Annotated in this window: 14 protein-coding genes and 1 pseudogene; 11 read left to right on the forward strand and 4 right to left on the reverse strand. The window is 38.5% G+C overall.

The window, feature by feature from the left end; all coding sequences use genetic code 11:
- The first annotated feature begins 3 nt into the window (after positions 1–3).
- A complete protein-coding gene (locus BM086_RS16510) occupies positions 4–1,176 on the forward strand; it encodes a hypothetical protein (RefSeq protein WP_092329672.1) in 1,173 nt (390 codons plus the stop codon).
- Positions 1,176–3,494, forward strand: a complete 2,319-nt coding sequence (locus BM086_RS16515; RefSeq protein ID WP_092329675.1) for a glycosyltransferase family 2 protein — start codon at positions 1,176–1,178, stop codon at positions 3,492–3,494. The genes BM086_RS16510 and BM086_RS16515 overlap by 1 nt, the downstream gene beginning before the upstream one ends.
- A gap of 153 nt (positions 3,495–3,647) precedes the next feature.
- Here BM086_RS16515 and BM086_RS16520 read toward each other — a convergent pair whose 3' ends face one another.
- Positions 3,648–5,009: an MATE family efflux transporter gene (locus BM086_RS16520; protein WP_092329678.1), complete on the reverse strand. Its 1,362-nt coding sequence runs from the start codon at positions 5,007–5,009 to the stop codon at positions 3,648–3,650.
- Positions 5,010–5,228: 219 nt separating this feature from the next.
- Here BM086_RS16520 and BM086_RS21080 point away from each other — a divergent pair, with 219 nt between their 5' ends.
- The 6 genes from BM086_RS21080 (at position 5,229) to BM086_RS16545 (ending at position 11,119) form a co-directional block, all read left to right on the forward strand.
- Positions 5,229–5,375, forward strand: coding sequence for a hypothetical protein (locus BM086_RS21080; protein WP_175560336.1), 147 nt, complete (start codon positions 5,229–5,231; stop codon positions 5,373–5,375).
- A gap of 250 nt (positions 5,376–5,625) precedes the next feature.
- A complete protein-coding gene (locus tag BM086_RS16525) occupies positions 5,626–6,834 on the forward strand; it encodes a MotA/TolQ/ExbB proton channel family protein (protein WP_092329681.1) in 1,209 nt (402 codons plus the stop codon).
- An 8-nt stretch (positions 6,835–6,842) separates the two neighbouring features.
- Positions 6,843–7,751: an OmpA family protein gene (locus tag BM086_RS16530; protein ID WP_092329685.1), complete on the forward strand. Its 909-nt coding sequence runs from the start codon at positions 6,843–6,845 to the stop codon at positions 7,749–7,751.
- A 304-nt stretch (positions 7,752–8,055) separates the two neighbouring features.
- Positions 8,056–9,723: a vWA domain-containing protein gene (locus BM086_RS16535; RefSeq protein ID WP_175560337.1), complete on the forward strand. Its 1,668-nt coding sequence runs from the start codon at positions 8,056–8,058 to the stop codon at positions 9,721–9,723.
- An 84-nt stretch (positions 9,724–9,807) separates the two neighbouring features.
- Positions 9,808–10,452 (forward strand): RNA polymerase sigma factor, encoded by a 645-nt coding sequence (locus BM086_RS16540; protein ID WP_242952247.1) that lies wholly within the window; start codon positions 9,808–9,810, stop codon positions 10,450–10,452.
- Positions 10,445–11,119: a hypothetical protein gene (locus tag BM086_RS16545; protein ID WP_141107769.1), complete on the forward strand. Its 675-nt coding sequence runs from the start codon at positions 10,445–10,447 to the stop codon at positions 11,117–11,119. The genes BM086_RS16540 and BM086_RS16545 overlap by 8 nt, the downstream gene beginning before the upstream one ends.
- A gap of 257 nt (positions 11,120–11,376) precedes the next feature.
- On the opposite strand, the gene BM086_RS16555 is transcribed toward BM086_RS16545, so the two are convergent.
- The 3 genes and pseudogenes from BM086_RS16555 to BM086_RS16565 all read right to left on the reverse strand — a co-directional run bounded on the left by BM086_RS16555 (position 11,377) and on the right by BM086_RS16565 (position 12,580).
- Positions 11,377–11,649, reverse strand: coding sequence for a helix-turn-helix domain-containing protein (locus BM086_RS16555; RefSeq protein ID WP_330391625.1), 273 nt, complete (start codon positions 11,647–11,649; stop codon positions 11,377–11,379).
- Positions 11,646–11,792, reverse strand: a pseudogene (locus BM086_RS21965) (type II toxin-antitoxin system RelE/ParE family toxin); the annotation flags it as partial. The gene BM086_RS16555 and the pseudogene BM086_RS21965, both read right to left, overlap by 4 nt.
- Before the next feature lie 461 nt (positions 11,793–12,253).
- Positions 12,254–12,580, reverse strand: a complete 327-nt coding sequence (locus tag BM086_RS16565; protein WP_092329778.1) for a helix-turn-helix domain-containing protein — start codon at positions 12,578–12,580, stop codon at positions 12,254–12,256.
- Between the two features lie 776 nt (positions 12,581–13,356).
- On the opposite strand from BM086_RS16565, the gene BM086_RS16570 reads away from it, so the two are divergent.
- From BM086_RS16570 to BM086_RS16580, 3 genes are read left to right on the forward strand one after another with little or no spacing between them, the layout of a single operon-like run.
- On the forward strand, positions 13,357–14,178 hold the full coding sequence (locus BM086_RS16570) for a metallophosphoesterase (RefSeq protein WP_092329696.1): 822 nt from the start codon (positions 13,357–13,359) through the stop codon (positions 14,176–14,178).
- 19 nt (positions 14,179–14,197) lie between these two features.
- The gene (locus BM086_RS16575) at positions 14,198–15,097 is read left to right on the forward strand and encodes a polysaccharide deacetylase family protein (protein WP_141107770.1); all 900 of its coding nucleotides are present in this window, start codon (positions 14,198–14,200) and stop codon (positions 15,095–15,097) included.
- The gene (locus BM086_RS16580) at positions 15,052–16,116 is read left to right on the forward strand and encodes a GNAT family N-acetyltransferase (RefSeq protein WP_092329702.1); all 1,065 of its coding nucleotides are present in this window, start codon (positions 15,052–15,054) and stop codon (positions 16,114–16,116) included. Before BM086_RS16575 ends, BM086_RS16580 begins: the two co-directional genes overlap by 46 nt.
- The last annotated feature ends 150 nt before the right edge of the window (positions 16,117–16,266 follow it).

Raw genomic sequence — 16,266 nt, forward strand, 5'->3', positions numbered from 1 at the left:
ACTATGAAGATTGTTGGTGAGAATATTCTTGGAAATCGCCTCATGCCATTTGAAAAAACAAGGCGTAATCACATATCTCTTATCTACAGATTAAAAGAGCAGATCGATGAAAATACGCTGCGTTATGCTCTTGATAAGGCACTTGAAGTTTTTCCCTATATGAGCTACAGCATACTTGAAAAAGAAGGAAAGTACTTCTTCGTGGAAAATGGGGCAAAACCACCGATTTCCTATGGCAAAAAAATAGTAAGACCTGTAGTTGACAGAGAAGACGGACCTCTTTTAACTATCAATTTCACTACGGATCAGCTCTTTGTGACGTTTGCGCATGTGCTCTGTGATGCAAAGGGAGCAACGATGTTTGCTGAGACACTTCTTTGGTTTTATTTCGATAAGATCAAGGGAGGAATTAAAGAGGTTCCATTCATCTTTACCAAAAACAGTCCGGAATTTTTTGAGGATGCAGTTTTTGATAAGGATGCGGCGACTATCGATTTTGACATAAATCAGCTCTATGAAAAGAGCTATGAACTCCCATTCATTGGGAAGGTTGAGGAAGATGTTGGCGTTATATCCCAGGTGAGATTTGATAAGGATAGTTTCATTGGTTTTGCCAGGAAAAACAATACAAGTCCTACAACCGCATTATTCCTCCTGTTTTCCGAGGCGCTTGCAGATCTTTATCCGGATTCTGATAAAGATGGGGTTATGTCCGCAGATGTTATGGTAGATACCCGGAAGGCTCTTGGGGTTGAAAACACTATTAAGAATTCCTTGTCGATTGCAAGAGTTCTGATTTCAAGAGAGGAATTAAAGGAAAAGAACTTTGAAGAAAATGCGGCAAAGGTAAGACAGCAGCTTAAGTGTCAGACCACAAAGGAGTGTATAAATTACAAGCATTTCAATGGCTATAACTATGTTCCACCCACTTTTTTGATGAGCTATGTTTATAACAGAAGTGGAATTGAGTTTATTGGAGAGTATATTTCCGATTTTGTACTTACCGAGAGCGGTACCAGGAAGATAGATTATGCGGTGATCAACGATTGTTTTACAATAAATATTCTATTTGATGATGAAAGTGAGAAGGTTCTTTTGGCACTTTTAAAAGTCCTTGAGAGACATTCGATTCCATATTACTACACTACGGTGAGAAAGCTAATGGAGGAAGTATAATGTTCTACGTATCAGTTATCATACCCCTTTATAATGCAGCCCAGTATATTACAGGATGTGTCGATAGTATTTTAAATCAGACACTTGAGAATGTAGAGGTCATTGTGGTTAATGACTGCTCAACTGACAACAGTATGGAGGTTTGCCGGGCAAAATACGGCGATAATCCAAGAGTTCAGCTTATTGACCAGGAAAAGAACGGCGGTCCTGCAGCTGCGAGAAATAGAGGAATTGAGCTGGCAAGAGGCGAATATATAGCTTTTGCTGACAGTGATGATGCTATGCTGCCTGATGCCCTTAAGAGCATGTATACCACAGCAAAGCTGATGAATGCAGATGTGTTGCATGCCATGGGAGTGGTATATCCAATAATTGAGGATATGCCTGATGATCTGATGGAACTGACTGAAGATCAGATGCTCAAGGTGAGGGCTGATGTAGTAAGTCCTATAGACAAAGTGACACTTCTTGATAATGACTTTGGAAAGCGGCTTGATAACTGGATTGGCTACCATTATATGTGGAATATCTGGAATAAGCTTTTTAAGAAGAGCTTTCTTAAGGAAAAAAATCTTTCCTTTAACCACATGCGTCTTGCAGAAGATCAGATATTCTGCTTTGGAGCGATGTTCAAAGCTGACAGATACGTTGTCCTTCCTGGAAGCTGGTATATCTACAGGCTTTCAAACGAATCTCTTTCAAGAGGGAAAAGAAATATGTCTATGCTTGAACGCGGCTTAAGGTCACAGTTTCAGGCTGTTAAGGCTATGGAAAATGAACTTAAGGACATCCCTTATTTTGTGGAACATAAAGAGGACGGCGAAAGAGCTATCGACTTTATTTTGGATGGTCTGGAATCCTCTTTTGTATCTGTATGCTATAAAGCAGTAGGTAGAGATGCTGTTTTGCATGATGAGTCCATAAATAAGATTTTTGAAGAGTATTACGGCGACAAGGCTGATTTTGCCAAATATCTTTTCTGCCAGGATCATGACAGATTTATGGACTGCGATGATGACAGGGATAAGTATACATCCATTTCTTTCTGGGCTCAGCAAAAAGAAGTGGTAAATAAGAAGTACAAACCTGAGCATGAATATGTAAAATCTGACGATTTTAAGCGTGTTGAGCCTTATGATGCGGGAATATATCTTGAGAGATATGAGAGAGTAAGAAGAAATCATCCTTGCTTTACATTTGAGCTTAAAGAAAATGTAAACGAAGATGTTTTAAAGAAATCTGTGGAAGAAGTTCTTGAATACTTCCCATGGATGCGCTATGCAGCTGTGGTTGACCTGGATTGGACATATTATTACAAGAATGAAAAAGTTTTCTTGGCAGAAGATGATCTTCCAATCGTGATAAAGAAAGGTTCTGCGCCTGTAAGACCAGGTTATGAAAGCGCAAATTTCCACGGATTTGCTATTGCCTATGATGAAAATTATATCATGTTTACATTTAGTCATACCATTGCAGACGGGAAGGGCATGCTGAGTTTTTCAGAGGCTGTCATGTACCGGTATCTGTCAGCTCTTTACGGCGACAGAGAGGCGCCAAATGTTGCCAAGGGTAAAGAAGGAAACGGACCGGTATTTAATTATAAGAATATCGCCTTTGATTATTCTCTTATTGATACTTCATACAGTTTTGATGATTTTACAAAGCCTGCGCTTAAGATTCAGAAGTCCGACGATGAATTTATTGAGACAGGCGAATATGCTGAGGTTAAGACTGATGCAGAGGCCTTCGTGAAATTTGCAAAGGAGAAAGGTACAACTCCTGCCATTGCAGCGTATTTATTGCTTGCTGAGATGTTCCAGAGATTGTTCCATGATAATGAAAAGCATGTTTCTGCCAATATGATGGTGGATACAAGAAAGCTTTTTGATGCTGAATTCAGTATGAAAAACTGTGTATATGAGGCAAGAATTGGAATTCCGGGCAAGAAACTTGGGAAAGACAATTTTACTGAAAACGCACAGGAAGCCAGGGCAATGATGAAAGCACAGACGAAAGATGCTTACAGTGTTGTGAATGGAATGTTCCAGAGTTTTAAGATAAAGAATATTCAGACTTTTGTATTTAGTTATGCAGCAAGGTCGGGGCTTAACGCGTATAGTGATGTGTTAAAGCAGTTTACGATTAGGGAAGGTGGGATTGCGAAGGTTGACATGATTGAGTTCAATGGGGAGTTTATATTGAGCTTTATCTTTAATAAGATGTCGGAATTCTATGCGAAGAAGTTCATAGAGATAATGGAGGATTACGGGCTTTCGGCATCGTTGTATACGGCAATGACGCTGCCGGAGGAGGTTTGACAAGGATAGGTTGTAGACTTTCATGACGCCCCGCCGCGAGGGTGGCAATTTGGAAATGTTTGTGTTCGTCTGCGCGGCGGGGCTGTCTATGAAATGCAGCAAGTAATATAAGAACAAGTTTCTTCAGGGTTTTATTTTAGATTGGGTACTTCGTTATGCAACGTCTTTGCGTTGGATTTTTTTGATCCATTTGCCACTGCGGAGGCGGATGACGCAGACTATGCATTTGATGAACTGGTCAATCTTGAGCATGATGTAAACCCAGAAGCCGGGCCATTTGAGTACGAGGCCTGTGAGGGCACCGAGTGGAATGCTGCATACCCATAGAAAGATAATGTCTGCTACCATGAGGAATTTGGTATCTCCGCCGCCGCGAAGGGTTCCTTTTGTAAGGATGCTGTTGGCTGCCTGAAACCAGATGACAAGGGCTACTGCATGCATCAGATCTTTGGCAAGGACTGCTGTTTCAGGTTCAATCTTGTAAGCGTCAACAATTATGTTTGAGAGTAAAAGGATTAGAGCGCATCCGAAGCCGCCGATAATAAATCCAAGGGCGGCGAAGGTATATCCCTGTTGTTTGGCTTTTTCGACTTCACCTTTGCCGAGGGTTATGCCTGTTATGGTGCAACTTGCCTGGCATATACCTTGGATTACAACGGTAGACAGTTGCATTACTACGGTTGTGATTGAATTGGCTGCCACGAAGCTTGCTCCGATATGTCCCATGATTACAGCAACTGCGCTGTTTCCAAGACCAAGCAGTGTATCGGAAACCAGGACAGGGATGGAAATTCTGATGTATTCCGGAATCAGGTCTTTTACGGGTATTGACAGGTCTTTTAATCTAAGTTCAATATTCTTATCAACAAAGAAAAGAAATCCCATAATAACGGTAAATTCTACGATTCTTGCTATCAAGGTTCCAAGGGCTGCGCCATTAACGCCCATTTCGGGGGCTCCAAGTTTACCGAAGATAAATACCCAGTTAAAAAAGATATTAATGAAGAAAGAGCAGATGCTTGATAATAATGGGATATTTGCTTTGCCGACGCTTCTTAGCATTATGCTGGAAGTCATAGCAAAACCATTTAGATAATAGCAGGGGATGGATATAAGAAGATATCCTGTTCCCTTTATAATAACGTCACTTTCAGTTGTGAACAGGCCCATGATCTTAGCCGGGAAAAGAGCTGTAGCAAGCGCAAATGCAGAAGCTACGAGAAAGAGTAGCCTAAACATGATGTTTACAGCTTTTTTCATGCTGATCTTGTCTTTCATTCCGAAAAATCTGCTCACAAGGACGCTTGCTCCCATGCCAAGGCCCATACACATGATCTGGAAAATGCTTATGAAATTGTTGGCAAGTGTTGCGCCGCTCATGGGAGCTTCGCCAAGCTGCCCCAGCATTATGTTATCTGCCATGTTTACACCGACAGTGATAAGTTGCTGAAGAGCGATCGGAAGCGCAAATGCAATTAGTGTCTTATAGAACTTTTTATCTCTGACAAAAATCATTTAAACAGTAAAACCTCGTATTTCTTTATTTTCAGAGAGTATTGTAATAGAAATGTGGCAAAGCTGCCAATCAATTATTGGGGCAAGTGCTGCGGAAATTGCGATGTTCCGTAATAAAAATGTTTTATTCTAAGCGGTATATTGTTATAATAGGGTATCGAGGGAGATATGAAATCAGATTGTTGATTTTATAGATAAAAAGGAAATGGGGGTATTGATATGGAAAATCAAGGCAATGCTGAATTTGAAGAGTTAGTAAGAAGGATTGAGGCTCTATTAAAGGAAACAAATGAGATCAGTGTTTCGAACTTTGACAGTGAAAAAGTAATTGACGCATATGAAAAAATCAGTGGAAAAAATGAATAAATATTAAGAAAGTAGTAAAGTAAAGAATTGAAATGTTTTTACAACTGAATATAGAGTCCGGATTATCATAATCTGGGATAAAAAAAGAAATGCCTCGAACTATCAGGCATTTCTTTTTTGCTTCATAGGAAATTCCGAACTATCAAAAATTAGTTTTTATATTCTCTATTTATGGTTTTTGTAGGATAATAGAATTGAGTTGTTACAACTCAAAACAAAAACGAAAGAAACGAAGGGAAGGAAAAGTATAATGGGGCGTACAAGGAAATATGAGATTCTGATTCTTTTGACATACATCGCTATGAGCGGCGTGTGTGTTTATCTGCAGTTCTTTTCCAAAAATCAGGCAGGGAGCCTTGCAAATCTGATAGTCAATATTACAATGCTTGTGCTAGTGGGTGCGATTCTGACATCCTGCGCATTTAGCGCGCTTTTGCCAACTATGTCGATTACCTCGGACTTAAGCAGGGTTACAGCAAAGATCGAGGAAGATGCTCTTCATGCGCATGAATATCTGTGGGCAATTTATAATAAAGACAAAGAAGAACTGTTCCACGATAAGAGGCTCTTAAAGCAGTACAAGGATTACAAACATGAGCTTGATAGAATAGTCCATAATGAAAAAACATATTATAAATGTGATATTGAAGATTATATAGGGTATGACATGATAGATGACGCTATTCACAGAGAGCGTATGAATCAGGTTGCGGGAGTTATGACGGGACTTGGAATTTTAGGAACTTTCGTGGGACTGTCCCTGGGACTTGAGAATTTTAATACAGGTACAACTGCAGAGATCACAGGAAGCATTGAACCACTCATGAACGGAATTAAAGTGGCATTTCATACTTCCATTTATGGCATGGTCTTTTCACTTGTATTTAATTATGTATATAAGAGAAGGCTTGATGATGCGGAGAATGCTGTTAGTTCTTTTCTTGGCGCATATAAAAAATATGTTCTGCCGGATACTACAGTAGATGGTGTCAACAGAATGCTTGAACTTCAAATTGCACAGACTAAGGCTCTTATGGGACTTTCCGATACCTTTGCAAATAAGTTTTCAACTGAGATAAAAGAAATTTTGGAACCGGAATTTGAACATTTCGACAGTATTTTGGACAAGTACACAAGGATGACCACCAGAAGCCAGATGGAACAGATGGAGAGAGTTGTGGATTCTTTTGTTACTGAGCTCAATAATTCCATGGGCAATGCATTCTCGAACCTGTCCAAAGTTGTTAATCAGAGCCTTACATTACAGGAAACCAATGAAGATAAGATAAAAGATATCTATGCGAAAAATGCAGCTGCCTGCGAAAGCATCAGTAAAGTTGCAATGCAGATGAAGAGCGTTGCGGACACAATGGAAAAATATGTCAAAGACCTTAATGCTCTGGAAAACAGGATATCAAATGAGTCAAGTATCATCAAAAAAGCTTTAGGGGAGAAATAAAATAGATTATGAAAAGAAGAAGACAGAGAGATACTGAAACTACATACTGGCTGTCTTACTCTGATATGATGGCAGGTCTTTTGCTCACATTTGTCCTGATAATTGCATTTACCATGCTCCACGCCAAGATGGACTATGACGCCAAACAGATGGAATTATCTGGCAAAGAGCAGGAGCTATACGTTCAGGCACAGGAACTTGATAAAGAGCGGGAGATAGTTTCAGAGCAGGAAAAACAGCTAAATGCTCAGGAAGAAGCTTTGGCTGAGCAGGGAGAGAAGATAGCAATCCAGGAAAAGACATTAAAGGAACAGCACGAACTTTTAAATAAATTGGAAGCTGTCATGAGCGAACAGCAGCAAAAACTTGATGACATCATCGGAATAAGAGCAGAGCTTGTTCAGGAGCTAAACAAAGAATTCGGAGATTCGCTCCTTAAGGTCTCTGTAGATGAAAAAACAGGCGGTATAGCCTTTGATGCCAGTATTCTTTTTGATTACAACAAGGCGGTTTTGAAGGAATCCGGTAAAGAATTTCTTTCAGATTTTTTGCCAAGATATGTAGAAGTGTTGTTAAGACCTAAATATAGGGATAATATTTCTGAGATTATCATTGAGGGGCATACAGATACTGAGGGTACATACATTTTTAACCTTCAGTTATCACAAAAAAGAGCAATGGCGGTAGCTGAATATTGCCTTAGCGATAAGAGTGATGTGCTCACAGATGATCAGCTTGAAGAAATGAGGAAACTGGTATCTGCAACGGGAAGATCCTATAGCAATCCCATTTATGATGAGAATGGTGAAGTGGACATGGAAGGCTCCAGACGAGTTGAACTGCTATTCAGACTAAAAGATGAAGAAATGGTCAGAGAGATGATGGAGATCCTGAGTGAGGAAACAAAGGATGAATGATCAATAAGCTATTTTCATGAAGAATCATCATAGAAAGTAGAGAATTTAAGCGGTAATTGGTGTTTTTTCAAGAAGAAAATAGTTTATTGTATTAAGAAAAATAAATAATGCTATGAGTAAAGTGTTGCATGGAAAAAATTTTTTGAAAAAATTTAAATCCTTGCAACATTTTCTTTTCCCCGGTTGTTTACATAGTAGAGAGGCAAATGTGCTTGCGTATTTAACTGAATGTTAAGACACTCACGTTTATCGTAAACGACATTAACATTTGCCTGATATCAGTAGACAAATTGGAGGCAAGAATATGAAAAAGAATTACAGATTAATGGCACTTTTAACAGGAACAACAATTCTTGCAGGAGCAGTCACAGGTTGCGGCTCGATAGGACGAAATGATGCTACAAGCGCTTCTCCAGGTAGTTCTGGAAATGGCATGAAATCAGCTGGTTATGCTGATGAGGCAGAGGCACCGGCAGAAATGTGGGCAACCGAAGAGAGCTGCATGACTGCTACAGAGAGTGCTGTGGAATGTTATGGCACAGATACTTATTATGACTGCTTTCCATATGAAAAGAACTACAATACTGAATCCTATGATAAGCCTGATGAGAATGGTTTTTATTTATCTGTAGGGCAGCCGCTTTCAACATTTGCAGCAGATGTAGATACTGCATCCTACGCAAATGTAAGGAGAATGATTGAAACAGGGTATTCTGCGCAGGATATCGTTCCGGAAGCAGTTCGCCCGGAGGAATTCATTAACTATTTTTCCTATGAGCTTAATAGTCCCAAAAAAGGCGAGAAATTCGGTGTAACCACAGAAATATCTGCATGTCCGTGGAATAGCGACCATCAGCTCATGTTTGTTGGAGTTAAGGCAAAGAATCCATACGAAGGCACAATTCCAAAGAGTAATCTGGTATTTCTGATCGATGTATCGGGGTCAATGGATGAAAAGAATAAACTTTATCTTTTGCAGGATTGCTTCAAGAATCTTGTGGATAACCTTCCAGGCGAAGGCGTTGTATCAATAGTAACCTACGCCAGCAAGGAAGAAGTAGTTCTTGACGGCGAAGACATGAAAAACAAAAACGCCATCAAAAAAGCTATTAATTCTCTTTCAGCAGGAGGGTGCACAGCCGGAGAACGTGGCATGGAAATGGCATATGAGATAGCAAAAGAGAACTTCATCGAAGGTGGAAATAACCGCATTATCATGGCTACAGACGGCGACCTCAATGTAGGCATTTCAGATCCCGATGAGCTTGAAAGATTTATTGAAAAGAAAAAAGAATCAGGAATTTACCTGTCTGTACTTGGATTTGGCGATGGGAATTATAAGGATGACAGGCTGGAAAGGCTTGCAGATTGCGGCAATGGTAACTATTCATATATAGATTCAAAGCTTGAGGGACATAAGGTTTTAGTTGAAGAGATGACTTCAACACTGGTTACTGTAGCCAAAGATGTTAAGTTTCAGGTTGAGTTTAACCCTGCAAAGGTAAATGCTTACAGGTTGATTGGCTACGAGAACAGACAGATGGATGCTGTAGACTTTAACGATGATAAAAAAGATGGTGGAGAACTTGGCGCAGGACACAGTGTAGTAGCACTTTATGAGATTATCCCTGCTGGCGCAAAATCTGCAATTGATCTAAAGTATCAGCAGGTAGCAAATACTGACGCATCAGATGAGTTTGCAACTATTAAGATTCGTTACAAAGAGCCTGACGCGGACAATTCAGAACTTATTAGCTACGTGGTAGATAACGAAAGCTTTAGCGAACTTCCAAGTGATAATCTTGCTTTTGCTGAGCTTGCTGCTGAATTTGCAATGCTTCTTTCAGACAGTGATTATGCAGGCTCAATTACTTACAAAGACATTCGCAATGGATACAAGAATATTAAGAATAGGGATGAATATAAAGAGGAATTCCTAAACCTTGTTAGAATGGTAGAAAAAAGAAGTTGAAGCTGATATACTCATGAATGATGTGGGCGGTCGATGTGCATTGGCCGTCCACAAGTGCACTATTAGTATTCATGAGGGATGTGTATGAGCGATTGGGTGTTGGAACTGCCGGGGAGCGAGGATGAGATTGGCAGTTTGTTAAAAAGAGTATTTGAACGCGTAGTTATTAAGCGTTTTGGGGCAATAAAAAGAGAAATTGATGAAGATTTTGAGAATAAAGAGGAAAGCTTAAGTTCGACTAAAGTATGCGCTGATAATATGCAGCGGGCTGCTGAAATACTTGATAAATATGGCAACAGCATTATCAGGTTGTCCTATTCTTATCTTCACAATATGAGTGATGCGGAGGATATTCTTCAGGATACCCTCATTCAGTATATTAAGACGAAGCCTGTGTTAAACGATGATAATCATGAAAAAGCATGGCTTTTGAGTGTTGCGGCAAACTTAAGTAAGAATAAGATCAAATACAATAAGCTTCGTGAGACGGATGAATTAATGGAAGAACTTGTTGCTGATGAAGAGGAAGATTTAAGCTTTGTGTGGGAAGCAGTGCGAACTCTTCCTGAAAAATATAGGGAAGTGATACATCTTTTTTACCAGGAAGGTCTTTCTACAAAGGAAATTGCTGATGTTCTTAAGCGAAAAGAAGCAACAGTGCGTTCAGACTTACTTCGCGGCAGAGAGAAACTTAGAGAAATATTGAAGGGGGCCTATGACTTTGAATAAGTATAATAAAATTATGGACAGAGTCCGGGTTGACGACGATATGAAGAAACGTATTCTCGAGAATCTGGAAAAAGAACTTTCAGCAGAGAAAGAGCTTCATAAATCTAAGGCTCACAATAGGCGCAAAATCATTGAATTTAGGAAATATGCAGCAATTGCAGCAGTATTTGCACTCCTTTTTGTGGGAACATATGCGGTGTTCAATGTTGGCGTATTTGATGATAAGACTGCTACGATGGAATCTGCAACTGAGGCTCCGGCAATGGAAGAATCAGCGACAGAAGCTACGATGGAGAGCGCAGAGGCAACGGAAGAAGCGACGATTGAAACCGCAATGGAAAGTACAGACGCAACAGCAAAGGCTGAGTCTGAGGAGTATACAGCTGACAGTATGAATGGTACTGAAATGGAGTCAATTACTGAATCTGATGTAGGAAATGAAGTGGCAGGTCAGGATGCAGGAGAAGCTGTAGTGGAGGATGTCGAGCCAGAAACGATTACCGGCGGAATTAGTGACTCTAAGGCTGAATCTGCTGAGCAGGAGGAGCCTATAGAAAGCGCAACACAGCAGAATGTTATATATCATATATGCGTTATAGTTGTTATTATAATTATATTATGTCTGCTAGTTGCATTTGTTGTATGGAGACATAAGAAAAAACGCTAAAATAAAGGGAAGAAAAATATCAATAGGGACAAAGATATAATTTTGGAGCATATTGAGGTTAATGCCGGTATTAGAAACAGTCTGGAAATAATGGATATAACAGTCAGGGCAGTTATGAAAGATTGCAGGACTGTTTTCCATAAATACTATTGTGTAGACGGGATGAACATCTTTGTAAGTGAACAGTTTCTTTTTCTGATCTCGTATGCGTTTATATTGGCGAAAAACAGAATAAAGTGTGACAGTATGGCACGGGGTTAATTCACAGAAACATTAAGAGAAAGGCCTAATTGGTTACAAATCTTAATGATTGTACTCAGTTTTGGAGTTGTCTTACTTGATTCGATTCTGGCAACAGAAGATTGAGGAATATCACAAAGAGAAGCAAGATCTCGCTGTGATAAACCAAGAGCATTGCGTTGTTTGATTATTGCAGAAATGATTTCGGCTTCAGCTTCGGCCTCATCAATGAGAACCTTTCCAATAGGGTCAGTTTCTTTTACCTGTGTTTTGTATTCATTCCAATTCATGATTCCTGCTCCTTTCGTGATATGTAGTCATTCATCTCGGAAACTGCCTGGTCGAGTTCTCTTCGGGGTGTTTTCTGAGTTTGCTTGCGGAAGTGATGTAAGAGGATATACGTTCCATTGTCATAATAGAAGAAAAGAACTCGTACACATCGGAGTGACCGCTTGAAGTCTCGTAAAAATCAACGTTATACATAGGACCTCCGGGTTTGTGTTGCTAATAATATGATAGCATAAATGCTATCAACAGTCAAAAAAAGTGATTTCATTAAAAAGTATTACTCCTTTCAAAATAGTTCGTTCCAGTAATCTGCTAGCATAGATAGTGGAATAATCTGGCGAAGTGCCAAATGAATTGTTAAGTCAAAGAATTTGACTCGCAGAGATGAATATAGCAGATTGAAAGGAATCTGTAAAGTAATAGATTTAAATTGCCTTTTAATCATTGCCTTTTAATGCCTTTTGATCGATTGAAAAAAGGAGTTACTATTCAGACAGAAATGCGAACTGTGTTGCGCATTTTGTGAGAAAATGATTCAGTAATGAGCGCATTTTTCCAATGAATGGAAAAAGAGAAAGACAAATCATACAGTGGAAAAGATAATAGCTATTTGTTTAACTCGGAAACAAGAGTATAGAGAGCATCTACCTGCTTGGAATCAAGAAATTCGAGAATCTGGGATAGTTCTCCAACCTTTGAATTCTTACCTTTTTTCTTAAATGTATCAAAAAAATCGGCAGGTGTAATCCTTAAGAAATCACATATTTTAAAGAACATAGTCATGGAAGGCAGAGTCTTGAGATTTTCAATGTTGTTGATATAACCGGGATTCTGCCCAAGGGATAAAGACATATCTCTTGCAGATACACCTGCATTATTTCTAAGAACAGCAAGTCTTGCTGCAAATTCTTTTTTAAATTCACTCTCGTGCATATAACTCCCATCCGCCATATCGGCACAGATATCCTAAAATTCTTTTTATAAAATATTGTAACTAATAGGAACTGCATGATATTGAAATGCAATGCTATTTATCGATAGATGTAAAAATGATAATGCAATTATCAACTGTGCATATACGCTAAATATGCGGGATGGAGAATGTGTAACATAATAAAAATGATATATGTATTGTTATATCGTTTTATTAATGCTAACATTTATATATGATATGATTATAAAAACGACGAAATATTGAACATAACATTTTTGAAATGATTATTGTTGGGGGATATACATAGCTGCGGTTATTGGGTTTCATGATTGAATAACTGCGGCACTAGCTCTTGAAATACTAAAGATGTTGGTGTTTTTGGAGCTACCTACGAGCCCTTTTATATGGGGCTTTTTTAATTTCCTTTGAAATATATTTATTCTGCTTAATTCTTAACTCATATAAGGGGGATGTTAGTTGATATGACCGAAGAAGAAAAAGCCTGTATCAAAAAAACGGCCTAGATTTAAGGAGGTTGATGATGACATGGGTTTTGATAGAAGAATAAAACTTACGTCGCGCATTTATATAGATTCAAATTAGGATTTGGATAGAGTTCTTGACGGTATCTAGAGTCTACATGGGTTCATGGTGGAAATAGAGGGAAACGGTTTTTATATGACGTTAAAAATACTATGGCGATAAGTAACATACATATGATTTTTAACATGTGATGAAAAAGCCTACAGAGCAGATAAATACAGATGGCGTTTAGATGAATGATAGGATTGTTGTTACTCACTATAAAAGTATTGGTAGTAAAAGAATAGGAATTCGCTTGGCTTTGATTTCAGATCTTCATAATTGTGTTTGGGACGAATTGATTCCTCTGTTAAAGGAAGAAAAACCTGATGCTATTTTATGTGCTGGCGATATCTTGGAACGACATGATGAAAACATATCGGAATGGACTGAAGAGAAGATTGAAAAAGTAATAAGCTCTGTTGGAAAGGCTACTTTATCGGAGAAAATTATGTATGTACTTGACAAACTGGTAGGTCGAGGAGGAAAGGCTACGGATGAAATTGAAGATATTGCTAAAGAGTTCTTACAAGAAGCATCAAAAGTAGCACCACTTTTTTATTCAGTTGGGAATCATGAATGGTATTTTCTTGAAGAAGATTACGAGTTTTTTCACACTTGTGGAATAACCCTTTTGGATAATGAAGATTGCGAAGCAATTATTGCTGGGCACTCACTTAGAATAGGTGGTTTATCTACAAGATATAATTTCGATTGGTTGAAGGACTTTGGAGAAAAGACAGGATATAAAATACTACTATGCCACCATCCTGAGTACTACAGAAAAGTGATATGCAACAAGAATTATGACACATTTGATCTTATAGTAAGCGGTCATTATCATGGTGGCCAGTGCAGAATATTTGGACGAGCAGTGTATGTACCTAGGACAGGATTATTTGTTAAAGGTGCAGTTGGTCAATTTGGTAGACATATCATTAGCGCAGGAGTAGCAAATACGACTAGATTTCCTAGATTAGGGAATCCAAGAGAACTTGTGATGATTGAAATATGATGGACTGGGGAATAAAAAGTTGAAAAAATACGCAGTTATCTCTATGGATGTTGAGGATTGGTATCATACCTACTTCCCGGAAAAGCAAGTTGATAGAAGCCAAAGTTTGTTGGATGGTCTTGATGTGGCATTGGATATCTTGAAGGAAAAAGATATAAAAGGGTCTTTTTTTGTTGTTGGAGAAATAGCAGAGAAATTAAGTGAAAAACTTCGGACTATGGATAACAACGGCCATGAAATAGGATGTCACAATTGGGAACACTTAAGGCCTGTTACTATGCCTGTTGATAAGTTTAAGGAACAGCTAGTTAAATCGAAAAAAACCATAGAAGAGGTATTAGGGCACAATATAGAAGGATATAGGGCACCTTCACTTGGTATAGATACTGAGAGGCATAAGGTGGTTCAGGAACTCTTTGGATATGATTCAAGTTATGTAAAACCGCAGAAAAGTCATAAATATGGGACAATAAAGTTAGATGGATTTACAGAACTTGCACCATGTATATATAAAAAAGGGAATTTTACAGAATTTGAAGTGAGTACGCAAAGAATCGGAAATATAAATTTGCTACTTGGGGGTGGATATATCAGGATGCTTCCATGGCCTTTTATCAAGTGGATGACAAGGCAGTATTTAGCTAGTGGACGACCTTATGTTATTTATATGCATCCTATTGACTTGTCATCAAAAGCGATTCCACGAGTTGAAGGAGAAAGTCTTGACAGATATTTGAGAACCCATATTGGAAGAAAGAGCATGGTTAAGAGATTTAAAGCAGTAATAAGTATGCTCGAAGAGCAAGGATATGAGTTTGTAACGTTTGAGGAGTTAAGAAATAAAGAGTTAACTGATTTGGAGGAGCAATCGGTATGTGGGAGCCAAAGACATATAGTCCTGAAAGATTTAACGACATAATAGAAATGTCAATTGAGAATTATGGAAAGGATAATGATATTTGTAACCCAGATTTTCTAGAGCATCAATACTTTGATAATCCTGCCGGGAATGCGTTAATTGAATTAGCTATAGATCCTGAAAATGGATTGTTGGCAGGACAATATGTTGTTCAGCCGGCCAAAATAAGAGTATTTGGTGAAGATAAAAAGTGTGTTATTTCTCTAAATACTCTAACACGAGAAGCCTATAGAGGACAGAAGATATTTGTAAAACTTGCAGAAAGGACCTATGAAAGAGCAGCTAGAGAGGGGTTTTCTTTGGTCTATGGTGCCCCAAATCAGAATTCATATCCTGGATTTATGAGAAAATTATCCTTTGAAGATATTCATCACTTTCCACTTTATGCCAGGCCACTAAATCTGGGGCATATGGTTAAAGAGCGAAAGATGGGAAGCGCATTGGCTGCTATTGTGACTCCTTTTCAGTTGATGTTTCCGAATAATGCCAAGGACATAACAGGTATTAGTGAATTGAATGAGAGCAATGTTAAGTTGATGGACGATTTTTGGGACAGAATTAAGGACAAGTACCATGTCATGGGTATTAGAAATGCGGAGTATATTAAGTATCGTTATATGAATGTTCCAAGAAGGATTTATTACCCATATATAGCTATAGATGATGGAAATGTAGTTGCCTTTGCGGTTGGACGAATTCGAGAAGTTGCAGGTTTTAATACTGGTATGATTGCAGATTTTTTATTTGTACCAGGACATGAAATAGAAGCTAAGAGACTAATTAAAGCCCTTGTTAATAGGATGAAGAATGAGGGTGCAAGCCTTGCTGCATGCGTGATTTTAGCAAATGCCGAAGAAACTAAGGTGCTTAAGAAATGTGGCTTTTATCATGTACCAGATAAAATGTTACCACAACCGACGCCATTGATACTTAGAGTGCTGAATAAAGATGAAGAGGGCGAAAAACTGGCGGATATTAACAATTGGTTCTTTACAACTGGTGATTATGATGTGGTGTGAGATACACTGTTTCTGATAGTTTGAATATTATTGAAAGTAGCTAAATTTAATAATGTCACTGAAAAAGATAATCTCGAGTATTACAAGCTAATTATGTGAAAATGCTATCGTAAGAACTTTGTTATGGCTAATTTTTTCTTTGCTTGAGGG

It is taken from the genome of Butyrivibrio sp. YAB3001 (genome assembly GCF_900112195.1).
Taxonomy (GTDB): Bacteria; Bacillota; Clostridia; order Lachnospirales; family Lachnospiraceae; genus Butyrivibrio.